The 25,451-nt window shown below is 39.9% G+C and carries 35 protein-coding genes; 1 reads left to right on the plus strand and 34 read right to left on the minus strand.

The genetic code is table 11. The features are described from left to right. Positions 1 to 14: 14 nt before the first annotated feature. The 20 genes from recN to BIV16_RS06900 form a co-directional block, all read right to left on the minus strand. Positions 15 to 1,688, minus strand: a complete 1,674-nt coding sequence (recN, locus tag BIV16_RS06805) for a DNA repair protein RecN (protein WP_075678553.1) — start codon at positions 1,686 to 1,688, stop codon at positions 15 to 17. Positions 1,689 to 1,783: 95 nt separating this feature from the next. Continuing rightward, positions 1,784 to 2,236, minus strand: a complete 453-nt coding sequence (argR, locus tag BIV16_RS06810) for an arginine repressor (RefSeq protein ID WP_075678552.1) — start codon at positions 2,234 to 2,236, stop codon at positions 1,784 to 1,786. A gap of 13 nt (positions 2,237 to 2,249) precedes the next feature. Beyond that, positions 2,250 to 3,110, minus strand: a complete 861-nt coding sequence (locus BIV16_RS06815; protein ID WP_075678551.1) for an NAD(+)/NADH kinase — start codon at positions 3,108 to 3,110, stop codon at positions 2,250 to 2,252. A 2-nt stretch (positions 3,111 to 3,112) separates the two neighbouring features. After that, a complete protein-coding gene (locus BIV16_RS06820) occupies positions 3,113 to 3,916 on the minus strand; it encodes a TlyA family RNA methyltransferase (RefSeq protein ID WP_075678550.1) in 804 nt (267 codons plus the stop codon). Positions 3,917 to 3,937: 21 nt separating this feature from the next. Further along, positions 3,938 to 5,812, minus strand: coding sequence for a 1-deoxy-D-xylulose-5-phosphate synthase (gene dxs, locus BIV16_RS06825; RefSeq protein WP_075678549.1), 1,875 nt, complete (start codon positions 5,810 to 5,812; stop codon positions 3,938 to 3,940). A 31-nt stretch (positions 5,813 to 5,843) separates the two neighbouring features. Beyond that, positions 5,844 to 6,734, minus strand: coding sequence for a polyprenyl synthetase family protein (locus tag BIV16_RS06830; RefSeq protein WP_075678548.1), 891 nt, complete (start codon positions 6,732 to 6,734; stop codon positions 5,844 to 5,846). Between the two features lie 44 nt (positions 6,735 to 6,778). Then, entirely contained in the window at positions 6,779 to 6,991 is a 213-nt protein-coding gene (gene xseB / locus BIV16_RS06835) for an exodeoxyribonuclease VII small subunit (RefSeq protein ID WP_075678547.1), read from the minus strand. Between the two features lie 52 nt (positions 6,992 to 7,043). Next, positions 7,044 to 8,243, minus strand: a complete 1,200-nt coding sequence (gene xseA / locus BIV16_RS06840) for an exodeoxyribonuclease VII large subunit (RefSeq protein WP_075678546.1) — start codon at positions 8,241 to 8,243, stop codon at positions 7,044 to 7,046. Continuing rightward, positions 8,240 to 8,635: a transcription antitermination factor NusB gene (gene nusB / locus BIV16_RS06845; protein WP_075678545.1), complete on the minus strand. Its 396-nt coding sequence runs from the start codon at positions 8,633 to 8,635 to the stop codon at positions 8,240 to 8,242. Before nusB ends, xseA begins: the two co-directional genes overlap by 4 nt. A 150-nt stretch (positions 8,636 to 8,785) precedes the next feature. Further along, entirely contained in the window at positions 8,786 to 9,163 is a 378-nt protein-coding gene (locus BIV16_RS06850) for an Asp23/Gls24 family envelope stress response protein (protein ID WP_075678544.1), read from the minus strand. Between the two features lie 99 nt (positions 9,164 to 9,262). Further along, positions 9,263 to 10,444 carry an AAA family ATPase gene (locus BIV16_RS06855; RefSeq protein ID WP_075678543.1) on the minus strand — a complete coding sequence of 394 codons (1,182 nt, stop codon included), beginning with the start codon at positions 10,442 to 10,444 and terminating at the stop codon, positions 9,263 to 9,265. A 325-nt stretch (positions 10,445 to 10,769) separates the two neighbouring features. Next, a complete protein-coding gene (locus BIV16_RS06860; RefSeq protein WP_075678542.1) occupies positions 10,770 to 11,972 on the minus strand; it encodes a tyrosine-type recombinase/integrase in 1,203 nt (400 codons plus the stop codon). Positions 11,973 to 12,048: 76 nt separating this feature from the next. Continuing rightward, entirely contained in the window at positions 12,049 to 12,246 is a 198-nt protein-coding gene (locus BIV16_RS06865) for an excisionase (RefSeq protein WP_075678541.1), read from the minus strand. A gap of 19 nt (positions 12,247 to 12,265) precedes the next feature. Then, the gene (locus BIV16_RS06870) at positions 12,266 to 13,264 is read right to left on the minus strand and encodes a tyrosine-type recombinase/integrase (protein WP_075678540.1); all 999 of its coding nucleotides are present in this window, start codon (positions 13,262 to 13,264) and stop codon (positions 12,266 to 12,268) included. 143 nt (positions 13,265 to 13,407) lie between these two features. Next, positions 13,408 to 13,695 carry a hypothetical protein gene (locus tag BIV16_RS06875; protein ID WP_075678539.1) on the minus strand — a complete coding sequence of 96 codons (288 nt, stop codon included), beginning with the start codon at positions 13,693 to 13,695 and terminating at the stop codon, positions 13,408 to 13,410. Positions 13,696 to 13,775: 80 nt separating this feature from the next. Continuing rightward, the gene (locus tag BIV16_RS06880) at positions 13,776 to 14,453 is read right to left on the minus strand and encodes a DUF5052 family protein (protein ID WP_075678538.1); all 678 of its coding nucleotides are present in this window, start codon (positions 14,451 to 14,453) and stop codon (positions 13,776 to 13,778) included. 27 nt (positions 14,454 to 14,480) lie between these two features. Next, positions 14,481 to 14,636, minus strand: coding sequence for a hypothetical protein (locus BIV16_RS06885; RefSeq protein ID WP_159435900.1), 156 nt, complete (start codon positions 14,634 to 14,636; stop codon positions 14,481 to 14,483). A gap of 24 nt (positions 14,637 to 14,660) precedes the next feature. Then, positions 14,661 to 14,867: a hypothetical protein gene (locus BIV16_RS06890; RefSeq protein ID WP_330546438.1), complete on the minus strand. Its 207-nt coding sequence runs from the start codon at positions 14,865 to 14,867 to the stop codon at positions 14,661 to 14,663. Between the two features lie 40 nt (positions 14,868 to 14,907). After that, positions 14,908 to 16,506, minus strand: coding sequence for a DNA cytosine methyltransferase (locus BIV16_RS06895; RefSeq protein WP_075678536.1), 1,599 nt, complete (start codon positions 16,504 to 16,506; stop codon positions 14,908 to 14,910). Further along, positions 16,503 to 16,784 carry a hypothetical protein gene (locus BIV16_RS06900; protein ID WP_143524674.1) on the minus strand — a complete coding sequence of 94 codons (282 nt, stop codon included), beginning with the start codon at positions 16,782 to 16,784 and terminating at the stop codon, positions 16,503 to 16,505. Before BIV16_RS06900 ends, BIV16_RS06895 begins: the two co-directional genes overlap by 4 nt. A gap of 104 nt (positions 16,785 to 16,888) precedes the next feature. On the opposite strand from BIV16_RS06900, the gene BIV16_RS06905 reads away from it, so the two are divergent. Continuing rightward, positions 16,889 to 17,590, plus strand: a complete 702-nt coding sequence (locus tag BIV16_RS06905; RefSeq protein WP_083624975.1) for a DUF4145 domain-containing protein — start codon at positions 16,889 to 16,891, stop codon at positions 17,588 to 17,590. Here BIV16_RS06905 and BIV16_RS06910 read toward each other — a convergent pair. From BIV16_RS06910 to BIV16_RS06975, 14 genes are all read right to left on the minus strand, one after another. Further along, on the minus strand, positions 17,583 to 17,789 hold the full coding sequence (locus tag BIV16_RS06910) for a hypothetical protein (protein WP_075678534.1): 207 nt from the start codon (positions 17,787 to 17,789) through the stop codon (positions 17,583 to 17,585). The genes BIV16_RS06905 and BIV16_RS06910 overlap by 8 nt on opposite strands. A 16-nt stretch (positions 17,790 to 17,805) precedes the next feature. Then, positions 17,806 to 18,549: a hypothetical protein gene (locus BIV16_RS06915; RefSeq protein WP_075678533.1), complete on the minus strand. Its 744-nt coding sequence runs from the start codon at positions 18,547 to 18,549 to the stop codon at positions 17,806 to 17,808. Positions 18,550 to 18,708: 159 nt separating this feature from the next. Then, positions 18,709 to 18,987: a hypothetical protein gene (locus BIV16_RS06920; RefSeq protein ID WP_075678532.1), complete on the minus strand. Its 279-nt coding sequence runs from the start codon at positions 18,985 to 18,987 to the stop codon at positions 18,709 to 18,711. A 3-nt stretch (positions 18,988 to 18,990) separates the two neighbouring features. After that, entirely contained in the window at positions 18,991 to 19,716 is a 726-nt protein-coding gene (locus tag BIV16_RS06925) for a hypothetical protein (protein WP_083624973.1), read from the minus strand. Then, positions 19,706 to 19,993 (minus strand): HNH endonuclease, encoded by a 288-nt coding sequence (locus BIV16_RS06930; RefSeq protein WP_075678531.1) that lies wholly within the window; start codon positions 19,991 to 19,993, stop codon positions 19,706 to 19,708. Before BIV16_RS06930 ends, BIV16_RS06925 begins: the two co-directional genes overlap by 11 nt. After that, positions 19,983 to 20,420 carry a hypothetical protein gene (locus tag BIV16_RS06935; protein WP_075678530.1) on the minus strand — a complete coding sequence of 146 codons (438 nt, stop codon included), beginning with the start codon at positions 20,418 to 20,420 and terminating at the stop codon, positions 19,983 to 19,985. Before BIV16_RS06935 ends, BIV16_RS06930 begins: the two co-directional genes overlap by 11 nt. After that, a complete protein-coding gene (locus BIV16_RS06940; RefSeq protein ID WP_075678529.1) occupies positions 20,363 to 20,839 on the minus strand; it encodes a hypothetical protein in 477 nt (158 codons plus the stop codon). The genes BIV16_RS06935 and BIV16_RS06940 overlap by 58 nt, the downstream gene beginning before the upstream one ends. Before the next feature lies 1 nt (position 20,840). Beyond that, positions 20,841 to 21,026: a hypothetical protein gene (locus BIV16_RS06945; RefSeq protein ID WP_075678528.1), complete on the minus strand. Its 186-nt coding sequence runs from the start codon at positions 21,024 to 21,026 to the stop codon at positions 20,841 to 20,843. Positions 21,027 to 21,405: 379 nt separating this feature from the next. Continuing rightward, positions 21,406 to 22,023, minus strand: a complete 618-nt coding sequence (locus BIV16_RS06950) for a hypothetical protein (RefSeq protein ID WP_075678527.1) — start codon at positions 22,021 to 22,023, stop codon at positions 21,406 to 21,408. Next, positions 22,020 to 22,253: a hypothetical protein gene (locus BIV16_RS06955; protein ID WP_075678526.1), complete on the minus strand. Its 234-nt coding sequence runs from the start codon at positions 22,251 to 22,253 to the stop codon at positions 22,020 to 22,022. Before BIV16_RS06955 ends, BIV16_RS06950 begins: the two co-directional genes overlap by 4 nt. Positions 22,254 to 22,255: 2 nt before the next feature. Further along, positions 22,256 to 23,584 carry a replicative DNA helicase gene (locus tag BIV16_RS06960; RefSeq protein ID WP_075678525.1) on the minus strand — a complete coding sequence of 443 codons (1,329 nt, stop codon included), beginning with the start codon at positions 23,582 to 23,584 and terminating at the stop codon, positions 22,256 to 22,258. After that, positions 23,581 to 24,390, minus strand: a complete 810-nt coding sequence (locus tag BIV16_RS06965; RefSeq protein WP_075678524.1) for a phage replisome organizer N-terminal domain-containing protein — start codon at positions 24,388 to 24,390, stop codon at positions 23,581 to 23,583. Before BIV16_RS06965 ends, BIV16_RS06960 begins: the two co-directional genes overlap by 4 nt. After that, positions 24,377 to 24,982, minus strand: a complete 606-nt coding sequence (locus BIV16_RS06970) for an ERCC4 domain-containing protein (protein WP_075678523.1) — start codon at positions 24,980 to 24,982, stop codon at positions 24,377 to 24,379. Before BIV16_RS06970 ends, BIV16_RS06965 begins: the two co-directional genes overlap by 14 nt. Before the next feature lie 99 nt (positions 24,983 to 25,081). Then, positions 25,082 to 25,354 carry a hypothetical protein gene (locus BIV16_RS06975; protein WP_075678522.1) on the minus strand — a complete coding sequence of 91 codons (273 nt, stop codon included), beginning with the start codon at positions 25,352 to 25,354 and terminating at the stop codon, positions 25,082 to 25,084. Positions 25,355 to 25,451: the final 97 nt, after the last annotated feature.

Consider the following 25,451-nt stretch of genomic DNA (forward strand, 5'->3'; position numbering starts at 1 on the left):
AACAGAGGATTCCCTTACTTTTTCGACTGTGCAAGTTCTTTCATTTCCCTTGCGCTGTCTCTTACCGTATCGGTGATTTCGACACCGCCGAGCATCCTTGCAAGTTCTTCTACGCTCTCAACCTCCGATAACCAGCGGATATTTGAAACCGTCGTCTGATTCTTGACCTCTTTTTCAATCAGATAGTGGCTGTCTGCCATCGCCGCAATCTGTGGCAGATGTGTGATGCAGATAATCTGATGGCGCTTTGCGATGACATTCATTTTCTCCGATACCATCTGCGCCGTTCTTCCACTGATTCCACTGTCAATCTCATCAAAAATCAGTGTCTCAATCTCATCGCTCTCCGCAAGTACTGTCTTAATGGCAAGCATGATTCTGGATAATTCACCACCGGATGCAACTTTTCCAAGCGGTTTTACCGGTTCACCCGGGTTCGTGGAAATCAAAAATTCGGCATCATCGATTCCATTTGCTGTAAAAGATGGCGTACGGTCAAACTTCATCTCAAATGCAACGTCTAAGAAATTCAAATCATTGAGTGCCTGTTTGATCTGTGCCACCAGTGTCTTTGCATTCTTTTTTCGGATATCCGAGACTTTTTCACTGATTTTTTCCAGCTCCTGCTTATCCTCCTCGTATGCCTGTCTTAATTTTGCAAGATAAGCATCATAATCCTTAAGCTTCATTAGTTTTTGCTGTTTTTCTTCTAAGGATTCTAAGATGGCGGCAATATCTTTTCCATATTTTGCCTTTAAATGATTCAGTTCATCGAGACGGCGCTCCATCGCGCGAAATGTCTCGTCATCAAACTGTGTATCTTCTTTGTAATCCGCGATTTCACGATTGAAGTCATTCAAAAGATTGTCAATTTCACCGAGCTGCTCTTCAAAACCGGCAATTCTTTCATCATAAGAAGAGGCACTTTGCAATTCCTTTAATGCTCTTCCTATCAAATCGGAGGCAGAATCCAGGTTGCCGCCCGTATAACCGTATGCACCGGAAAGGGCATCCATAATCTTTTTCCCATTTAAGAAACGCTTGTATTCCTCTTCTAACTGCTCATCTTCCCCTACTGTCAGATTTGCATCTTCAATCTCTTTGATTTCGTACTCTAAAAAAGAGACCTCACGAAGACGTTCCTCCTCGTCTACCACCGAATCATTCAGCTCTGACTCCACCTTCTTAAACTTCTGGTAAGTCTGGGCTAACTTTTCCTTTGGCTTTTGCAATTCATTTTTCGCATAGGAATCAAGAATTTCAAGATGTTTCTTTTTCGATAACAAAGACTGGTGTTCGTGCTGTCCGTGAATATCAATCAGTAACGCAGCCACCTCACGCACCTTTGAGGTTGGAACCGTCTCTGAATTAATCTTTGCAACACTTCTACCATTTGTGATTTTGCGGCTGATAATGACAAGATCGTCCTCAGCCTCAACTCCGAGTTCTCTTAATTTCTGTTTCTGCGATTCATTTTCCACGCGAAACACCAGTTCAACCAGTGCGTACTCCGCATTTTCACGTAGCATCTCTTTTTGAACTTTCTCCCCAAGTGCAAGATTGATGGAGCCTATGATGATGGATTTACCGGCACCCGTCTCACCGGACAAGATATTTAACCCATCCATAAACTCTACCTCGGACTCCTCAATCAGTGCAAGATTTTTTACGTGCAGATTCTGTAACATGATTCACCAAGCCTTTCTGCTGCCTGTCCCTCATGAGAGACAGACACTCATTGATACGTGAAAAAATATCACACAACTCTCCCAATTTGTGTGTTCTACTCGTCAATTACTTTGCGTAATCTTGACATAATCGATACCGTATCATCTACACTTCTTACCGCGCACATAATTGTATCATCTCCGGCAATACATCCTACAATTTCATGAAGCTGCATTGCGTCAAGTGCGGCTGCAACCGCCATCGCCATTCCGGCAAACGTCTTGATTACCAAAATATTCTGTGCCATATCCATGGAAACAAATCCAGCCTTAAAAACATGCACAAACTTTTCTGTCATATCCTCCGTCGTCTCATTCAGTGCAACATACTTTTGTTTTCCATTGCTCATCGCAACCTTGGTTAGTTTCAACTCACGAATATCTCTTGAAACGGTTGCCTGCGTTACCTGATACCCCTCTTTTTCCAAATAATCGGATAATTCTTCCTGGGTTTCAACATCATTTCGTTTGATTAATTCTAAAATCTTCGCTTGTCTTTTTGTCTTCATACAACTCTCCAATCTACTGGTATGCTTGCATTTTTTTTCTTAATATCTCTAAAAAGCTCTTCTTGCTCAACTTACATATTTTGACGGTATCGCTTGCCTTGCGCACCACAATCTTATCGCCAACTTCTAGTTTCACCGCATTATCACCGTCAAAGCTGACCTCCACGGTCTCATCTTTTTGCGAACGCCTTTTTCCAATCTCTATTGTGATCTCATCGTCCGCACCGACTACGATACTTTTAGAGTTCAGATTATGTGCATTAATCGGCGTAATCAGAATCATCTGCGCCTTTGGATCCACAATCGGGCCTCCCGCTGACATGTTATAGCCAGTCGAACCGGTTGGCGTTGATAAAATGATACCATCGGCATGAAACATGTTCAAATATTCTCCATTTACGGAAACGATTAAGTTGACAACCGATAACGCTCCTGTCCGGTGAATAACGACATCATTGAATGCAATTCGTTCCACAATACGCTCGCCGCCTTTTATCTCACATCCATTGAGCATCATTCGTTTCTCGACCATATAAATTCCATTCATCATCTGGTCAATTGCCTCAAACACGTTCGATTCTTCTAATTCGCAAAGATAACCAAGTGTTCCAAGATTTACACCAATGATTGGAAAATTCTTTCCCACCAGCCTTGTCGCTGCCCGAATCAGGGTACCATCACCACCTAAGACCAGAACACAATCTGTCTCCTTTGGAATGTCTTCATCCTTTGGTGCTGCGGTGGAAATCTCCTCGCCACCACTTTCATAGCAAACACAGTCTCCGCCTTTTTCTTCTATATAACGTTTTATTTGCCTGGTCAAACGCAGGTCATCATCTTTATATGCATTTACAATGACTAAGAAATGTTTCATACTTATTTGTCAAGTTCTCCATGCGCAGCCTCAACAACGCTATGAATATCGACAGATTCCTCTTTTCTGCCCTCGGCTGTTTTTCTGATATAAACAAGATATTCGATATTTCCCTCCGGACCTTTGATTGGGGAATATTCTAAATTTAAAACCTCAAATCCAATCTCCATTGCGAAATCGATTACTTTTTGAATGACTTCCTCGTGAACCGCTTTGTCACGCACAACACCTTTTTTACCGACTTTCTCTCTGCCGGCCTCAAACTGTGGCTTAATCAGGCAAACCATCTCGCCATTGTCATTTAACAATGCTCTTGCCGGTCCTAATACCTTTGTCAGGGAAATAAAGGATACATCCACAGATGCAAAATCTAATCTGTCCTCAATGTCATCCGGTGTCACATAGCGGATGTTTGTCTTTTCCATGCAGACAACCCGCTCATCCTGGCGAAGCTTCCAGGCAAACTGTCCGTAGCCGACATCTACAGAATATACCTTTTTTGCACCATTTTGCAACATACAATCTGTAAATCCACCGGTGGATGCTCCGATATCCATGCAGATTTTTCCATCCAGCGTGATGCCAAAATGCGTCATTGCCTTCTCTAACTTTAAGCCACCACGGCTGACATATTTTAACGTATTTCCATGAATTTCAATTTCAACCTCGGTATCAAAAGTTGCTCCTGCCTTATCTTCGCGCTGATTATTGATAAAGACATTTCCCTCCATAATCATCGCCTTTGCTTTTTCCCTGGAAGGTGCTAACCCTTTTTGTACCAATAAAACATCTAATCTTTCTTTCATTCCAGCTTTATGCCTTTCTTTTTAAAAACTTGTAAGGGACAAATACTCTGTCACAGTCCGTTTGTAAATCGTATCTGCATCAATTCCAACTTCTTTTCGCAAAATTTCAACATTTCCATGTTCGACATAGTCATCGGAAATTGCAATATTTAAAACCGCAATGTCGGTTTCACATTCATTGTAGAACTCTGTCACGTAGGAACCAAATCCGCCACTGATGACATTCTCTTCCATCGTCACCACTAATCTGTGATTCTTCGCAACAGACAATAACATTTCTTCATCCAATGGCTTCGCAAATCTGGCGTTTACCAAACTACATTTGTAACCAGATTCTTTTAATCTGTCACGCACTTCCTCTGCAGTCTTTACCATGGAACCTAACGCCAATAACACAATCTCGGATTCCTCGTATATCATCTCACTCTTTCCATAGCAAATCGGTGCCCGGAACTCTTTTAATCCATCGTAGGCTTCTCCTCTTGGATAGCGCACCGCAATCGGCGTTGGAAAATCGATTGCAAATTTTATCATATCCGAAAGTTCCCACTTATTCTTCGGTGCCATGATTGTCATATTCGGAATCGTAGACAAATAGGAAATATCAAAAATTCCCTGATGTGTCTCCCCGTCACTCCCGACAAGCCCTGCGCGGTCAATTGCAAACACAACCGGCAGGTTCTGGATACAGACATCGTGAAGAATCTGGTCATACGCCCGTTGTAAAAATGAGGAATATACGGCAAAAATCGGCTTTAGCCCTGCTGCCGCAAGTCCCGCTGCAAAGGTAACCGCATGTTGTTCTGCAATTCCAACATCAAAAAAACGGTCCGGGAACATATTATGAAAACGTTTTAGTCCTGTTCCATCTGCCATCGCCGCTGTAATTGCGACCACTTTTTTATCGCGGTCTCCCATTTTTCGCATTACCGTCGAAAAAATGTCGGTATAATTTGCCTTCGTACGAGGATGAAGCGGTAAGCCGGTCTCAATATCAAATGGTTCTGTTCCATGGAAACGGGCCGGGTGACGCTCTGCCGGTGGATATCCGGCTCCCTTATGGGTAATCACATGTACCAGGACAGGTCCATCGATATTCGATGCCTCCCGAAGCAGCTTTTCGATACCACGGATATCGCCGCCATCCACAGGACCAAGATAGATAATTCCCATCTCCTCAAATAACATTCCTGGTATAAAAAGCTGTTTGATGCCGCTTTTTGTTCTTCGGATTCGCTCTACCATCTTGTCCCCGTAAACCGGAATCTTCGTCAGGGAGTTCATGACGCCCATCTTTAAATCACGGTATGCATCTGCCGTACGGAATCCGCTCAGATAGGTTGATAATCCACCGACATTTTCTGAGATTGACATATTGTTATCGTTTAGGACAATGATAAAGTTGGATTTTAACCTTGACGCATTGTTCAAAGCCTCAAATGCCATTCCACCCGTCAACGCCCCGTCTCCTATGACTGAAATTACCTTATAATCTTCTCCGGTAATCTCTCTCGCCTGCGCATAGCCAAGTCCAGCTGAAATCGAAGTGGAACTGTGTCCGGTCTGAAAACTGTCGCAATCGCTCTCCCCACGTTTCGGGAACCCGCTCATTCCGCCATATTTTCTCAACTCATCAAAGCCTTCTTTTCTTCCGGTCAGAAGTTTGTGCGTATAAGACTGATGTCCTACGTCAAAAATCAATTTATCCTTCGGAAAATCAAGCACCAGATGAAGTGCCATCGTAAGTTCTACTACACCAAGGTTTGACGCAAGATGTCCTCCTGACACCGAGATCTTTTTAATTAAAAATTCTCTGATTTCATCTGCTAAAATTGGCAATTCCTCTTTGTTTAATTTTTTGATATCATTCGCCTGGTTAATTTTTTCTAAAACCATTGATGTTTCCTCTGACTTTTTCCCTTATCTCTTATTTTTCTCTTGCAATCAGATACAAAATGAGTTCTCTTAAAAATTCATTTTGTACTACAAGGGAATCCATGTGTGCAACTGCACTTTCGGATAATCGAACTACATCTGCCTTTGATTTCTCGATTCCTTCATACGTTACATACGTTATCTTGTGATTTTTCTCATCACTTCCGATTGGTTTGCCAAGCACCTCTAACGTACTTGTCACATCTAAGATATCGTCCTGAATCTGAAACGCCAGTCCGACCTCTTTTGCAACGTCTTCTATCACTTTTTGTTCATTTTTCGTTGCTCCGGCTAAAATAGCTCCAATCAGCATAGATGCCTCTATCAAGGCGCCTGTCTTTAACTCATAGATAAAATCCAGTTTTTCCTTTGTCATTGCAGCATCCTGTTCGGACTCTACATCCACAACCTGTCCGCCAACCATGCCGTAAACGCCTGCTTTTGTTGCAAGAACGCGAAGCGCTTTTCCAATTCTTATATTATCAGGCTCTAATTCAAATGCCTTTGTAGCTGTCTCAAATGCATAATTTAGCAGCGCATCCCCTGCTAAAATTCCCATTGCCTCGCCATAAACAGCATGTGTCGTCTTTTTTCCTCTCCGGTATTCATCATTATCCATTGCCGGAAGGTCGTCATGTACCAAAGAATAAGTATGAATCATCTCCATCGCCGCCATAAATGGCTCAATTACCTTTGATTTCCCACCAAACAGACGATAGGTTTCCTGCATTAACATCGGTCTTAAACGCTTTCCACCCGCTAAGATGCTATAATTCATCGCCTCAAAAATGGTCTTTTGATATCCTTCTTCCATCGGCAGATATTGTCTGATGATTGTTTCAATCTGTTCTACCCGTGCCGCAATCTCCGTCTTGATTTCCATGCTACGCCACTCCTATTTTCAGTCTTAACTACATTTGTCGTTTATTAAAAATCCTGCAATTCTCCCTGTGCGTTCATCATCTGCATTTTTTTCTCAACGCCATCCAGAATCTCATTACAACTTTTTAATTTTTCAATACCGCTCTGATAAAGGCTAAATGACTCCTCTAATGTGACGTCTTTTTCCTCCATCTTTGCAATTACCTCTTCTATGGATTCAAATAAATCTTCTAACTTTGGGGTTTCCTGCTGGCTCATTCTAATCTCCATTCTAGCACTGACTTCGTGCAAATCTTGTATCTGATATCTCTTACTCTGTCACCTTTATAACTTTTGCATCCAGGCTGCCTTCTAACAGATGAATTTTTACCGTGTCATCTACCTTGACATTCTTTGCATCTTTGATTGCCTTTCCATCCATATCTGATACATAGGCATAACCCTGACTTAACTTCTTTGCAGGAGATAACCCATCTAATCTTCCTGCAAGGATTGCAAATTCATGTTTCTTTTGCTCTATCATCCGATTCATCTGGGTCAAAAGCTTCTCTTCTAACTCTGCAACATAACGCTGTTCATCGCGCAGCTTATGCTCTGGGCTGACATAGCGGAGCCGGACCCGAAGCTGTTCTAGCCGGTTATAATACCAGGTTAATTTCTGCTCCATGTCGCGGTACATCCGGTTGTAGTACTGCTTTCTTTGTGCCTCCACTGCCTGATAGTCATAAATCGCTAATTCTGCTGCCGCCGATGGTGTCGGTGCACGAAGATCTGCTACAAAATCTGCTATCGTCGTATCCGTCTCATGCCCAACCGCCGAAATAATCGGTGTCTCACATTCAAAGATGGCACGTGCTACCGCCTCTTCATTGAATGCCCACAAATCCTCAATGGAACCACCGCCACGTCCGACAATCATAACATCGACACCCAGTTCATCTAAAGCATGTATCCCATTAATGATGCTTTGAATTGCACCATCTCCCTGTACAAGTGCAGGATATAAAATAAGCTGCACATATGGATTTCTTCTTGCCGCAATATTGCGGATATCCTGTACAGCCGCACCAGTCGGTGCCGTCACAACGCCGACTCTTTTCACATACTTTGGAATTGGCCTTTTATATTCCTGGGCAAACATGCCCATCTCTTCTAACTCTTGTTTCAGCGCTTCGTATTTCAGGTAAAGATTTCCAGCGCCGTCTAGTTCGATTTCTCTGGCATATAACTGGTATTTTCCATCTCTTTCGTAAACCCGGATGGATCCCGTCGCCACCACTTTATCCCCCTCTTTCATTCGAAAAGAAAGATTCTTGCAGTCACTTGCAAACATAAGAGCACTGATGGTGCTGGAGGCATCTTTTAAGGTGAAATACAAAATTCCGGAAGTGTGATACTTACAGTTTGAAATCTCACCTTTGATGCTGATGCGGTTCATCATAAAATCCTGGGCAAACATATTTTTGATATATGTATTTACCTGTCCTACCGAATAAACATTCTTCATCATGCTAATTTTGCTAATACTCCATTGACAAATGCAGGGGAATCATCTGTTCCATATTTTTTGGCAAGTTCTACTGCCTCGTTGATGGCAACCTTAACCGGAACGGACTCCTCATATTTCATTTCATAAACTGCAAGACGAATCAGTGTCAGGTCAACTTTTCCCATACGAGTTGTCTTCCAGCCTTCTGCTACATCATTGATTGCTTTGTCAATGTCTGAAATATGACCAAGGATATCATTAAACTTTGCCTTGATGTATAATGCATCTTTCTCGGAACATTCTTCCTGCATCTCCTCATACATCATAAACTGTTCCGGCATCTCCTCCACATTGTGAAACTCCACACGAAAAAGCATGCGGAAAACCTGTTCTCTCAACTCTCTTCTTGTCATTAAATTCACTATATCCTTTCTTCTTGGTTCTTCTCATCCGTCCTTATCCGGATCTCATCTATCTGATCAATTCAAATCTTTTTCTTACATGGAAAAAGGGTGTCATACGACACCCTATATTATACTACATCTTTCGCTTTTTAAAAAGTACTATTTGTTATTTCCCATATCAACGCTGGCAATGCGGATATTTACGATGGATACTTCTAAGCCTGTCATTGTCTCAACTGCTGTTTTTACCTTGTCCTGAACTTTCATTGAAACATCTGGAATTGCATAACCGTATGCAATATTCAGCGCAACATCCACACTTACCACTCCGTCTGCCACTTCCACACGGATTCCTTTTGATAAGTTCTTCATTCCAAGCTTGCTGACCAATTCGTTGGTGATGTTGCCCGCCATAGAGCTGACACCTTCTACCTCTGTTGCAGCAAGTCCTGCGATGATTGCAACTACTTCATCTGCAATCTTTACTTCCCCTAAATTATCATCTTTTATTTTAAATGTTTTTCTATCCTCAGCCATGTATTTGCCTCCTACGTGATATTATGCAATTATTATAACAGACTATTCCTGTTTTGGGAATAAAAATCAAAGAATCCTAAAATATTTTTAAATATCGTTCTATTTGCCATTCCATTGCTGATATTCATCCAATCGTTGAATATAGCCTGAAAACTCAGGAACCGTAAAGTCTAATTCCTTATACCTTACCGGATAAATAATTCCCTTGCTGATAAGCTGCGCCCTTGTTGTAGAAATCGAACCGACACTCTTTCCGAGATTTTTTGCGACATTTGAAATGGCACATGGTAACTCGCCACATTTTACCATTGCAAAAATAAATTTTTTATCACTTTCTGCACATCTCTCATATCTTGATTTGAAAAATCCTTCATCCAAAGTCTTCAAGAACTCACCTATGCTTTTCTCAACATCTGAGACTTCTATTTTCTCTTTTTCTGTGTTTTTATACACTATCTGGCATAACTGTTGGATAAAAAACGGATATCCTTTTGTAATTGACACAATTTTTTCTATTGCATCATCTGTATATGAGACATGAAACTTTTTCGCCGGCTCCTCTATCGCTTTTTGGGATTGTTCAAGCGTCAAAGAATCAATCTGTTTGTAAGCAAATAATCTTTCCGAATATGATTTTTCGTCGGAAAGCATTTTATATATTTTAGGCAATCCGGCTCCCACAATCATAACCGGATATCCTAACTGATTCGCCCGATGTAATGCAGCAATTAAAGAACCAAGCTGTCCCTGTTTCATATATTGAATCTCATCTATAAAAAAACAAATCGGTGTTTCCGATTTATACGCTGTCTCCCCTATTGTTGTAAACACATCGGTTAAACTTTGTGTCAGGTTATTCGAAACATATAATTCCCGCTCCTGCATTGAGAGTGAAAATGTACTATCATCCGGATTAAACGATATTACCAATGATTTTATCGCTTCTAACGGTTTTTGTATCAAATGTTTAAACTTTTCTTTTGTGCTCACGGTTCTCAAAAAAGCCTGTGAACATTCTGCAATCTGTGAAATAAAATCATTCTTTTCTTCCACTTCAATATGCTTGCAAAATATTCCTTTTTCCTCTGCAACTAACTGCAGCTTATTAATAAGCACCGTTTTTCCAACGCCACGTAATCCGCTGAATATGATGGACTGTGTCGGAATATTCAATTTCAATGCTTCAAACATCTGTTCGACATTTTGAATATCCTCATCTCTTCCTGCTATATATACTGGCATCACCCCAGCCCCGGGTCTGTATGGATTAATCTTATACATAACGCGCTCCATTTCTGCACATCTGTGATTTGCATTGCAATTTAAAACGTATGTGTGAGTTTTTCTTTTTCACATGATTCGTTTCAGACACAATCTTATTTTACCGCTTTTTAATGTGTTTTTCAATGTGTTTGCGCTTTTTCCCGTGGGGAAAAGCCTATAAGTTTTTTCAATACATCCTCCAGGAACTATTTTCCCACAATCTCATCCATATTAATAAACGAATACGGCGTTGTCTGATAGACGTAGTAGTTTAGCCAGTTTTCATTTAAAATTATGGTTTTTTGTTGATTTTAAGGCATTTCACAATATTTTCGTGTGTAATTTACACACTACATACACACTTTTTATCATGAAAATCAATAATATTGTCCTTTACATCCGGAACAATTTTTTCAATATCATTTGATAATTTACTTTCCATAACATGTGTGTATAAATCCATTGTCATTTTAAGCGATGCATGACCCAAATACGATTGAACGACCTTTGGCGAAATACCATTTTCAAAACACCTTGTAGCAAACGTATGTCTAAAAGTATGACCGCTAAAAAAATCAAATTCATCTTCCAGACTTCGTGTTGCATTGATTCGTTTAATTACCGAACGTATCGCATCGGCGTATATAACAGAATTTAATGGCGTATTGTACATTGTGACAAATAGATATTCGTTTTGCTCTTTTGGTCTCCGTTTTGAAACAATTTCTTTTAATTCAAACTGTTTTGCCAAATACTGCTTACAAATACTGTTTAATGGAACCTTTCGATAACTCTGCTTTGTCTTTGGCTCTTCAACATGAAATGTCTTTCTTTCATCTGTTAAGTACTTCTGATACACTAATGTTTTATTTACATCTATGAATCCATTTTCCATATCAACGTCACTTCTGGTCAAGGCAAAAAGTTCACCAGGTCTTAGTCCTGTATTGACAGCTACATTAAATAAATTATCATAGAATGTATTTTTACAAAATTCAAAAAATATATTCTGTTCTTCTAATGAAAGCGCCTTTGCCTTTATCTCTCTTTCTGAACGTATCTTCACTCCTGAACATGGATTTTTAGACACAAGGTCATCTTCTAATGCCCTACTGAACATATCCGAAAGGATTATTTTAATTTTATTTTGTCTTTCATAATGGTAGCTGTTTTCATATGCAGTGTCAATCAATAATTGAATGTCAGACTTAACCATAGAATTTATCTTGCGATTTCCCATATAAGGTGATATATTTTTATTGTAAATATGAGTGTATTCTCGAAGTGTATTCGGGCGTACACTTTTTTCTTTGTACAGACTCACCCAACGCTTAAACCACGAATCCAATGTAATATTGTCTCTAATACTTGTATAGTTTTCGTTTTCCGCAATAGCAATTGCATATTCTTTTCTTAGATCCGAAATCTTCTTATTATAAATCGTTTTCTGATTTCCAAATCTATCTTTGTATCTTGCTTGGTATAAACCATCCTTTCTCTGAGTAAATCCTACTCCTAATTCTTTTCCTTTTAAATCTTTTCCCATATCACTTGTGCTCCTTATTCAAAAGAGCCTTGATATATTTTCATATTACTACAACCAGGCTCATTTTTCAATAAAACTATATTTCCAACGTTTTAGCTATATATTTTTCAAACTCCTTTCTCTTTACCAATTTCTTACCTTTCCCTACATAAAGCACAAACGGACATCCAGGTTCTTTTAACATCGACTGCAACTTGTTAATCCCTATATTACTGTATTCAGCAGCTTCTTCTATTGTAATATTCATTTTTTCCCAAATTGGTATGTTATTCATTAAATCACCTTTCTCATTTTTATGCTGCAGTATTTGCTTTTGTTCGGTCTAGCTCGACATCATCACAGATATAGTATCGCATCGTCACATCTGTACTGCTGTGACCAAGCCTTTTCGAAACATACAAAATGTCATTCGTTCTTCGATATTCCCTTGATGCAAAAGTTTTACGAAAAGAATGAACTGTTGCATTAAACTTGCAACCACCAGCAACAGCAATTTCCTTTGCCATCGCTTCTATTGTGTTTCTCGACAACGCCACGTGTAATCCACGCTTTCCAACAAATACCGGTCCCGCAGAACGTTCCCCGATATAAACTTGAAGTGCTTGCTTACACCTCTCTGTCATAAAACATGTTCTCCATTGCGATGTTTTTTCTCCCAAAATACGAACCTCTTTTCGTTGAAAATCTAAATTTTCAATCTTTAAATTTGAAATTTCTCCAACTCTTGGCCCAGCCGATAACATTAATTCAAACAAGGCATTTAACCTTAAATCATTTGAAATCGTTAATGATGCTTTTACAATTTCTTCATCGCTCAATCGCTCCTTTCGCTTTTGTGGAGCCTTGATTTTGTCAATGTCTCTAGCAACATCCTCTTCAATATGTTTCTTCCGATATGCCCAGGAAAAGAATGCTGACATATATCTTTGAATCGTTGATGCATATGCCTTGCTGATTTTATCTCTATAAAGTCTCAATGCAATATAATCCATCACATCTTGGCCTGTGCATGTATGATAATTCAACCTTGTTTCTTCGAAAAACTTTTTTATTATAATAATGTATAGATTGATGGTGCTTTGCTTTCTGCCTGTGGCTGTCAAATCAATTATGTATCTCTTCAAAATCCAGTCATTATTATACACTTCATTTGATGGCAGCGTCTCACTTGCTGTCAGATTAATATTCATCAACTTCACGGTAATTATATTTTTTAACCTATCAATTCCATCATTCGTTAAGTACCCCGTCATGCAAAAAACCACATCATTAATCAATTCTGTTTTTGTCATATAACTTTCTTTCTCCTCTTCCCAAATATTAAATTTCCATCGTTTCAAATGAGCCTGCGCCTAAACGCAGGCCCTTATTTCTTTTCTATATACGTTCGCAAATTTATGTTAAGAACAATACTACATCCACAACGTATCCATTCTTATATCTCCTTGTTTGCGCATAAAAGCTTGGCTCTTTCCAATGTTGTTAGAGACTTGTCATCCAAGATTCTAAACCACTCGCGATGGAAGAAGTCTTCCCTCTCATCATGCTTGTACTTCTCGTCGATATTATCCTTTAAAATTCCCAATATATCGTCAAATATTCCAAAAAGTCCGTCCTCAAATCCGGTCACGTAAGCTTCCCCAAATAGTATTTTTTGAACTTCCTCGATTCCGTCCATTTTGTCATAAATTCTTATCAATTTTTCGTAATCTCTAATATTCATCCATTGATTCCTCCTCATTCGTTTTCTTGATTATGGCATCTTTCAACTCATTTTCACATTCGGTATGGTGTAAATATTCATTAGTTTACCGAGTCCTCTATTAATTCGCTGTCTATGATTGTGAAATTGCTTCTGTGGATATACAATGGCAATCCATCAATCATAATTTTTGTTGTCTTTGGCAACTTGTCAGCCACTTCCCAAGTTACATCATCTCCGATAAATGCACCTATGTTATATCCGTCCTGTGATTGGATAAGAACAACTTTACTTCCATGCTGCCCCTGTTCTTTAATGTCGTACCACCAATTGGTTAATCCGACGTATGTATTTATGCCTTGACCATCGACTGATACTGTATATCCATCTTCACTGCCAGCTTCTACGGAATTTAACTCGTCTGGAATATCAAGCATGTCTAACCTTGTATCTTTAAATATCACTGTGCTGCCACAAGATTGTATATAACTTCCATCGATTTCGATTGTTACTACTGAACTTGTTTCGTAAAAGCTTGTCCAGGTTCCATCTGTGTTCCAGCCGTACTGTTTTATTTTGTTTGGAGTGATTGTGAAATTATTTCCATAAAAATTCAGAAAATCATTTCCCTGGTTGTCATATAGCATGGCTTCATAGGTAATAGGCTCTGAATCCTCTGTACTCTCCTGTGTAATCGTTGTCGAGTTGTCCTCTGTGCATCCTGCCATCATAAGCATAATTATTAAAATTGCAATTACTGATATTAATTTCTTTTTCATCTTCCTACCTCCACTAAAATCTCTCTTTTAATCCAATTCGATTTTTAAATCGCTGTCTTTATAAATCATCTGCCCTGTTCTATCCTCGTAAACTACCACATAGGCACCGCCTTTATCATTTACACTCGTGGCATCGTTTCGGTGCAAAATTGTCTTGTTTCCTTTTTTTACTGTTATCTTCATCTTTCTACCTCACTAAATTTTAATTTAATCCAAAGCTTTCATCTGATTTTCTTCGTAAGGCTCTCCGCAAAATGGGCATTTTGACAAAAGCATTGGAAGTTTTCTTTCTCTTTTCTTACCTGGCTCTTTCACAGTAAACGTCAATATTGCTCTGCCCGATATAAACTCAATCGGTGGAATTACGTACTCGAATCCTTTTGATTCTTTTAGCTTTTCAGTTTTTTCGCTCATACAATTGCACATCGTCTCTACCTCCATAAAGTCTAATTTATCACGCAAACCGGAGCTGTCCGGTCTGCTCTGCTTCTATCTTCATGTTCGGTGTGCGCTCTGCCACGCACAGCTCTGGCAAGTTTGCTTTTACAAGTGCTGCTGGGATCGGCGGGCATACCGCATTGCCGCATCTACGCACTTGTTCACTTCTTGGGTATGTCTTTCCTGTATAATCATGGTCAATTATGTAATCACCTGGGAATCCTTGACATCCATACAGCTCTCTTGGCTCTAACATCCGAAGTCCGATATCCACAATCTGATAATCCACACCCTCGATTGTTACTAGACCAAATCTATCCTTTGTTGTAACCGTATCAAGTGGTTGCTCTATATCCTGTCCTGTGGCATCTCCATAGTATTTAATCAAAAATGCTCTGACTTCTCCGAAATGTCCGGCTGATGTTGTAATTGTATGCAATGGTTCTCGCAAATCTTGCCCTGTGCCACTCTTATAAAATTTGCTCAAAAATGATGTGACAAGTCCATAACGATTTGAACTATCAACCGTCATTATCGGGTCTTCAATTGTCTGCCCTCTGACTTCTCCCCGTGCTGTCTCGGAATGATACTGTATAAGCGTTGGACTGATAAGACAATGTTCATTCTTGCTCACAATCGTTGTCAGTGGTTCCCGTACATCCTTGCTTCGGTCTTTTGTAAATCCAGTTTGCCCAATCTGTACCATATACGGCTCCACGATTCCATATCCGTGCTTTCCAGTAATGGTTGGCATCGGTTCCCGGATATCGTTCGGTCTGCGCTCTCCACCGTGGTTGCATTGAATGATAAATGGTTCCGGATTATCAAGAACGAACTTTTTCAAGCCTCTTGCAATCCGATCCATTGTTTTCTTTGCCAGCGGACGTACCGCCCGGATGCCGTACTTTTCCTTGATTTCTTCCGAAGTGTCAAAAATGCTCGGGCATGGCCGGCTGAAATCAATCTGTGTGTACGCTCCAACATAGGGTTTCAACAGTCCTGCTTTTACCGCTTCGCTGTCTGCCGGTCCGTGCGTTGGCTCTGGCCAAACAATCGGCTTGCCGTCACACCGCGCAATCATAAAAAATCTCTTTCGCATGGTGGGTGCGCCGTAGTCAGCGGCAATCAACTCCTTGAACTGCACTTCATAGCCTAAATCTGTAAGCTGCTGGATAAACCGTTCAAATGTCTTGCCCTGCTTACTCTTGATTGGATGGTGCCGTCGGTTCAACGGACCCCATGTCTTAAATTCTTCGACATTCTCCAGCATAATCACTCTCGGTCGGACAAGTCCCGCCCACCTGCAGGCTACCCATGCAAGACCACGAATATTTTTATCTTTCGGTTTTCCACCCTTGGCTTTAGAAAAATGCTTACAGTCCGGCGAGAACCAGGCTAGTGCTACCGGATGCCCACCACAAGCCTTTACTGGGTCCACTGCCCACACGTTTTCACAATAGTGTTTTGTGTTCGGATGATTTGCCTTGTGCATCCGGATTGCTTCTGGGTCGTGGTTAATGGCAATATCCACGCTATAACCTGTGGCTAACTCAATCCCGGTGGAAGCACCTCCCCCGCCGGCAAAATTGTCTACTATTAATTCTCCTTTTATCATGGCAGCACCTCTGGGAAATCCTCAATCTGCATTTGCCCCGCTAGTTTCTCTGCATCCTGCTCACATTCTTTACATGCTGCCACAAGCTCTGCGTCCATATTGGATTCCTTTCCAACCTCAATACAAAATACCGGTTGGTCAAAATCCGTGATGCACATTGCATTGACTATATCATACACTTTTCTCTTCTTTGGATTCGTCAAGATAACGCTTACTTGCGCATCATCTGGAAAACTATTCAGATATTCTTTTAATTCACTATTTTTCATTCTTTTCAAAAGGAACCCAGCGCGCCTTTTATCCGGATAGGTTCCGTCTCCTTTCTTATACTTGTTATTCCTTTTTAACCGATGTAAAATATTGTCAAAAAGGAGGTTTTTTTATGTTACATACTATTACAGCTAAAAATATGATTGATTCACGAAATAGCGAAATCAAAATTGACGATAAAGATATTACAGAATGTCCTTTATGTCACAAATCTATTGCCCCTCTACCAATTTTTGCTTGTATCTATGAATTATCGGATTCAACTATATGTGCTAGTGTTGTTTATTTTTGTAGACACTGTACTTCTCCATTTATTGCTCACTATCTAGTTTTCGATCCTACTTATCATGTCAGTTCCATCACCTATAACGCTGCCACATTTCGTTATGTTGAACCAATAAAATTTGTAAAAACGGCTTTTGATAATAAAATCGTTAAACTTTCACCACAATTTGACAAAATATATAATCAAGCCCTTGCTGCTGAAACATCTGGTCTTGATGAAATTGCAGGTATTGGTTACAGGAAATCCCTTGAATTCCTAATAAAAGATTTTGCAATACATGAAAATCCGGATGCCGAAGAAAAAATCAAATCTATGCCACTTGCAGCTTGTATCAAAAACTTTATTGATTCTCCTAATATAAAAACATTAGCTACTCGGTCTGCTTGGATAGGTAATGATGAAGCTCACTATATTCGGAAGCAAGAAGACCGAGATGTTAATGATATGAAATCGTTTATTCAGGCAACAGTTTACTTCATTAGCATGATTCTAATTACCGAAGACGCTGGTTCTATGGAACCTAAATAGATTCCTTAACAGCTTTTGTATCATGCTCTATAATCACCATACAATGCTCTGCATCCATTTCTGCCAAAAAATTTCCATCGAAGTCCCAGTATTGAGTAACCTCTCTTACTGGGTCTTTTTTTGTTCCAATACCTCTTTTTGCCTTTGTTTCAATTACCTGTATTACTTTTGCAATTTCAGTTCCATCTGGTCTTACCATTTTTCTACCTCCTAATTCACTGTGCTAAATAGCACATTATCCCGCAATCCGGGAAAATTTCTGTGTTCATGTTACCTCTGTCCGGGTCCAGTTCATCCAGATATACCGGATTCCCTTTACCGTCCTTAAGGATTGAATAGCCTACCAACCTTTCCAACTTCGCCCGGCTCTCGAATACTTCCGGGAAATCTTTTCGAATCCGATTCCAATATCCCATACCGCCCTTGATACATCCAATGCAATTGTTGTTTGGATATCCTTTTTGGTACATCCAAGGTCGGGCAAAATCAAAAGTCCGTTCAAACAATCCATGTACCTCTTCTTTTGAGAGGTTGCTTTCTATAAGCGGAAATTCGTGTGTAGCCTGCGGATTGGCTTCAACGGTTCGTTCGGCTCTGTCCTTTTCCTTAAGGTCAAATCCCCAAACGTAAGTCAACTCACAATCCCGGTGCTGTTCTTCCCACTCTTTTCTCACTCTCTTTTTTAACCAGTTAGTGCATGGTGCGAATCCATTCGCCGGGTTTCTAAATCCCCCAAATGCTCTCACACAATCCTCTACACAACTGTACTGACTTGATTTCAGTATTTTGACTTCCTTTCCGATTGCCTTTTCGCAATCCTTAATGAATCTGATACTGTCCTCCTGCTGGTCGGCGATATCAATGTAAATCCATTCGTCCACGTCTCCGGCAAGATACCCTGCCATAAAACTTGAAATTCCTGCGCTTACCCAACATACTTTTAGTTTCTTTTTTGTCATAACACCACGCTACAAATCCATGTATCGTGGATAGCAATCGTGCCGAGCGTTTTTTAACGTACTTTAAAGACATTTTTTCAGCCTACTCACTTCCCCATTGCTTTATGTATCAACTTCGTAACTTTAGCTTCAATACAACCTCGGTTTACCGAGGATTCGTTATTCCTTTCTTTCTGATATAATTTCATCTAAACAAGCATTCCAGCCAATCTTATACGATGGTGTAATTCCATCAGGCTGCGGATATCTTCCGCAAACTTTCATTTTCTCTGGAAGTTCCCGAAGTGGACACCAATCCGGCTTCCCGACATTGTTCGCATCCTCTCCTGTAGCACCACATACCAGATTAAGTTCCTTGGTGTCTCTTTCAAAGTATCCGCAATGACAATCTGCACAACACTCTGGCATGTCATCCATAACTAATACTGCTTTAGCCATACCTCACACTCCTTCCGGCTTCTCACACTTCTCAAACTCGATAACCCATACCCACGGCGATGCATCCCAACTGTAGCTGTCAAGGTCGGATTTCTTGATGGTGCTGTTCCAAAGGTTTTTCCACTCTTCCATTGCAATCTCCATGTCTCCGGCATGAACTGCCATAGAAGAAAGCCCCTCATTGCGAATACCGTCAATGGTAATCTCCTGCAACCGCTCAATTCTCACGTCCGTAACGCGGAGCCAGATTCGCGCCGCTTCTTTTGGCATAAATAATGATGGTTTCCACTCACCATTATGACTGAACCACTTATGCACAAATGTGTCATAGTCTAATCGGTTTATGGAATCTGTATTTCCATTTGCAAATTGCAACCTCACATCATCTCCGCCTGCTCTAAATCTTATGTCAGCAGTTGCTTCGTATCGGTGTGCTCGCCAACATTGCCATGTTTCCCGGACATACAGGATATCACCTGTGTGATATGGTGGATTCCATCGTTTACTCAATTCTTCCTCTGTAATATCGTTTGGAAGTTTAAATTCTTCTCCCCATATTTCATGTGCTGTTCTATTTGGATATCCCCATGTGTCAGAATCACTTCCTGCGAATGTGTAACACAGCCTTGATTTAGGCTGTGGCTTTACCAACCGTCTGGTGCAAGTCTTCCGTCCGTCCAGAATTGCCCGAACCATTTCTGTATTGAATAAAATCGGTTTAATTGCCACCTATCACACCTGCCTTTCTTCTCGTTTCTGCCCTGTGTTTTGCATCATATCTGTTGTGGCATCTCTGGCATAACGCTCTAAGATTACTGTAATCGCAATTTTCCGGTGTATGGTCTAAATGCGCTATTGTCAGGACAACTTTTGAGCCATTTTCGCGGATAGCATAATTCTCAATTCCACAAAATTCGCATTTATTGTCTGCCCGTTTAAGGATATCTTTTCGTATGTCTTTCCAGTTTGCCGGATATCTTTTCCGATTTTCTGGTTTAATTGGCATCTACACCACCGCCTTTCACAATCTCGATTGCTTTGTCCATTCCGTAAATTCTTCCTCTATCAATGTCTGCTTCTGAAATTTTAAGTGTTTCCAGCATAAGGCTTTTTCTATCTTCCAACTGCTGCACAACCTTATCCGGATCATAGGCGGTCGGATAATCACGCAAAGCGTAAATTACGTCTTGCATATCCTCCGCATCACTACGCATAACCGACCTTTCAAACGCATCCGCATCAATTAATCTTCCCATCGTTCGCCCTCCTGTTCCATGCTTTTCCTCGCTTTCTTCCTGCAACCATCTAAGCCAATCATTCTTGCTCATTGAAATATTACTACATTGCATAAATGCGTTCGCCAACTCATCATCCGTCATGCTCCGGATTTGGTCTGCATTGGTCTGTGGCCTTTCTTTATCAATTTTATCCATGACTTTCCCTCCATTTCTTTCAGCTTGGCTTCGGCTTCCTCTCGGTCGAGAAAAATTGTTTCTCCTATTGCCGATATAGTTACTTTGTTTTTGCACTTTTTTGTATCATTCGTAATTGTAGAAATCAGCAAATTCCTATAAAAATCCACAGACACTTCCGTAACTGTCGCTTCATAAATTCCATACAGAAGTTTCTTCTCTTTTCTATTCATTCCGCTAATCATTATCTGCCAAACTGTATCTCCCACCTTGCACGGCAACCGCAGAAGCAATCCCTGTTCCTCGGCATCCTCGTAATTTCCCAATTTTTCAATAATTTCTGTCAGATTGCTCTCTGACGAATCTGATTTATGGGTTAAATTCAATGGCTTTTGGGGTAAATGCTCTCCCACCGCACTTATCTTTGTTAATCTCTCCACGTTATCTATCCCTCCGTTTCAATTCTCGTTTACATGCTGCAATCCTTGTCTTGTTCTTCCCGCCGTTCCGCTCCATCGTCTCTACCGCTATGCGAATCTGATTCGATGTTGCTCTTTTTAAGTCTGCCGTGAAATTCAAATCCGTTGCCGGAAGTGTTACAAGGCTTTTTATTATATCTGTGTACATTGTTACTCCTTGATTTATAATTCACATTATGCTAAATTTATCTTGTTACTATTTCTTGCCGTTTCAGGCTTATTTCCCACGAAAGGAATTTAAAAATGTTTACTCAAAAAGAGAGAAACCATATCGACCAATCTTATTTTGTCGTACTGCAAGCAACATGTTACTCAATCACATTGCAATCACGAAATACTAAACACTATTGGCACATTCTACATGAGGTCGGACAAGGCTATTCAACTTGCCAAATCAATCATAAACACCATTCTGAAAACTCTTGGCACAGGCATCGAAATCAACCTAATCTGTCTGCCTCATTAATAGAAATCCGTTCCCATGACACATTTCATTTGCAAAGAGAAAAATCAAAAAAATCTCATTTCTAAATTTCGTATGTCTTTCCTGCGAATCGCTTATCAATGTACTTGCACTCATACGCCAGCACACTTGCTACACCTGTCATGGTTTCGTACCCTTTTGAAATACTATTAATGTAATATCGAATCCATTCAAACAGCTCAGAAATTTTATTCTTCGAAAAGCCAAAACTTGTTTTTAAGCACACTCCAATAAGAGAAAAATAATTACAGATTGATGCTGTTAAATATTTCCCGGCGGACGGCATTGAACTAGCCGCAACCTTTCTTTCAACAAGACTAAATCTCTCTCTGAAAGGAACCTTGTTAGCTTCCTCCTTAACATCAATTCCACACTTCTCTTTCATGAAGAACTGTAACTGTTCTGTTGAAAGTCCACCTGCTGCCGTCGTTTTTAAATATTCGGAAGTAATATTCTCGACTTTAATGATTCTTCGATTTCCAAATCCGAACTTATCATGAAGAATTTGAAATGCTATTAACTGCAAATTCAAAAAGGATTCCTCGATTAAAAAATCCGTATTTCTTTTGTTCTTCGCATAGTTTTGGATTCCAACCAGCTCTTTCTTTGAATAACCCAAGGGCTGCATCTTTCTGGATTTACGTCTTAACGCGTTACTCATTTACTTTTCCATCTCCTTTCTACGTCCTCAAAGTGACTAAATATGAGACTTTGAACATATTTAGCTATATTTGTCTGTGCGTATTTTTCTATTAGTGATTCTCCTGCTTTCATCATTCCTGCGAACCATTCTTCTCCGTCGTCAGCTTCATAATACTTCTGCCGAAATTTGTAATAATCATTAAAGAACATCCATTCTTCCGAACCTTTTTCAAATTTTTTACTTGCCATAATCAACCATCCCAATCATCAAAAGGCGAATTGTCAATATCTTCAAAATCTTGCATACTCCGTTCAAGTTGTTTCACTCTGGAAGAGAACTTTTCAAATGGCTCCGGGCGTTCAATGAACCTCATATGTTCTCCATCAAATTCAAGTCCTTCTCTCATTGGTTCGCCTTGTCGTTGCTTTTCAACCTTTAAGCCTTTGTACTTCCTGTTTTCCGATACATTCCAAAGAAGAATAATATTTGATGCATCCTGCTCAATATCGCCAGATTCTCGAAGCTCTGACATTGTAGGCTCTTTTGTATCTCTTATTTCAGAAGTTCGATTCAACTGTGATAGAAGAATAATTGGTACATGCAGCTCCATTGCCAGTGCTTTAATTGCCTTTGAAATATCTCCAACCTCTGACGCTCTGTTTGCAAATTTTCTATCTGCCTTTATCAACTGCAAATAGTCGATGATAATAACATCAAATTGCTGATGCCTGCATTCTGCCTTAATATCACTTACTGTTTTAGCTCCGGTTGAAATTGTGACATCATATCCACACATTTCTTCATTAGCTCTGTCAAACGCTTCTTTCTCGCCACCTAAAAATGATGTTGCACGCCTAACTCTTGTAAGGCTTAATTCTGCCAATCTGGCAACAAATCGCTCGTACACTTGTGATTCATTCATTTCAAGGTTGAAATAACCTATTCTGTTTCCTTTTTTTGCTATTTGACCAATTATTTGCGTAACCAATGCTGATTTACCAACACCAGGTCGTGCACCGATTACAGTCACATCTCCACCTTCAAGACATCCAAGGCAATCATCTAATTTGTAGAATCCGGTTTTTATACCGCCCTCTCCAACACGCTCATTGAAGTACTTGTCCTTATTTTCTTGCACAATTTGCTTCAATGATTTTGATTGAACGTCCTTACCCGCTTGCAATTCTTCAAGCCTTATTAAAACCTCTGCAATTGTATTATCAATATCACAAGGCCTTAAACTCGACCTATGAAACAATTCCTTTACTGTCCTTGCCCTGTAATCTCGAACAATGGTTTCCGCATAGCTTTTGATGGAAACGGATGTCGGTGCTGACAATGTACAATCCTTTAATTCCTCTCCAATTACTTCTGGTGACCATTTATGATTTTCAAGTGCCTGCGATAAAGACATTACATTGATATTATCTCCACGGTCGTACATGGTTAACATTTCAGCAAATGCGTCTTGGCAAAATTCCGATTCAAACATCTGTGGTTTTAACGTGTTATAAATCTTATTCATTGAAACGTTATCAATCAAAACGCAGCCAATCACACCTGTTTCAGCTTCTGTCAACTTTCACCACCTCGTATTTTCTGTTTCTCTTCAACTTTTCTTATCCAATAATCACAGTCATCAACAAGCCAATCTGAATACTTCGGAATATATCTAAATGTCGTATCATTTGGCTCTCGTTTCGCATAATCCTTTATGTAATCAACCGTCGCATAGTAAATAAGCTTTGCAACATCCTTTCGATTTGGTTCAAGCACTCCTAATAGTTTTTCCATCCACACTTGCTTCGCTTTTACTGCTGCTGATTTTTTAGGATATTTGTCAAATGTATCAATCCACGCCTGCTCTGCATTGAATGAACTGGCAAGCGAGCTTTCTTTTGTATTTTCTTTCTCTATATCTGTATCTATGTCTTTCTCTGTATCTATCTCTACATTGCAATTTTGTTGCAAATTGTTGCGCTCCGCTTCAACAGCGTTGCATTGCAACATTTTTTGTGCATTTTCCCTAGATTTCCGACTTCTTCTAGTACTTGCGGTCTCACTTCCTAGGTTATCTTGCACAAATGGCATGATGTACTCGATATTGTCAGATGTTTCCAGTAATCCACATGATAAAAGATACTGAATTGTGACTTGAACATTAATCTCGTCCTCGTCAATATCAAGGGCGATTTCTTTGTAAAATTCATCTTCTAAGCCGGAGTATTCCAGGTAACCGCCTTTTTTTAGCGATAACAACTGCATTTTTAAATAGATGATGGTATATGTATCTCCACCTGCCATCTTTCGTAGCTTTTTAATTCTCTTACTGTCGAAGAAGTCATCCATCAATTTAAGCCAATAGTATCGCTTATTCTCCGCCATCCTCTTTTCCTCCAAGTAATTCGATAACCTTTGCGCCTGCGTTCTCTGGTCGGCAAAATACAAACTCAACACCATACTTAAGCTGCATGGTCAACATCGCCTTTGCAAGCGTCTCACCGGATGTTGGTTTTGCTTTCGGTAACGCTACGTTCAGCCACTTTCCAATATTGTGCATATAAGCAATTTTGTTGTATCGGTGCATCCGTGGATTCTGCCAACGGAATACATCATCAATAGATTTCACTCCATCTGTATTCTCAATCAATACATACAACTTAATTCCGTTGTTCTGTGCCAAGATACATTCATCCCTGAACCTCGCGTGTTGCTTTCCGCAGATATTCCCGACAATCTCCTGCATATCTTTCTTGGTGTCTACCGACACATCGTAGCTTCCAAGGAAATCCATTTTTTTCACTTCCGTGTTTCGCCTTGCTTTTCTGTCTATTACATCCTGAACCTTTTCATTAACAACTATGTAATCACCAACCGGCAAAGGAAGTCTGTAAACTTCAATATCATTATCTTCAAAAAATTGTTTTTTCTGAATATGTTTATCCGCCTGTTGTCCTTTATCTTCTATCAATTTCACTTCATCACTTCCTCTCAAAATACCTCTGTGGCTTTGTAATTTGACCGTAGACGAGTTTTTATTGCATCAGCGGACAAATTAACAACAAAGGATAAAAATTTAGTTAAACGGCAATTCTGAATAACCTTTGATAACATATCTATTGACAACTACTGCAAACGTAGCTTCTTGATGTGTTTTTAAACACCAAATAATTTGTTCCTCTGTTGGTTCTTTATCAAAAACTTCTTCTGCTACTACAGTTTTCTTAAATCCGTTATCGTAAATAAGTCGCACAACATATTCTTTTCTAAGCATTTCTCCATCATTCAAGAGAACTGTGTCGCTATTAACTAAATCTGATTTTCCATTTCTTTGAATTGCATACTTCAAAGTTTTCCTCCTTTCCGGCGGCCACAGGGGGATTGCAACCGCCTTGTTGGTATTCCATGGCTTTCAATAAAATTTCGTGATATATTATTTTCCTTAC

Source organism: Roseburia sp. 831b, from assembly GCF_001940165.2.
Classification (GTDB): domain Bacteria; phylum Bacillota; class Clostridia; order Lachnospirales; family Lachnospiraceae; genus Roseburia.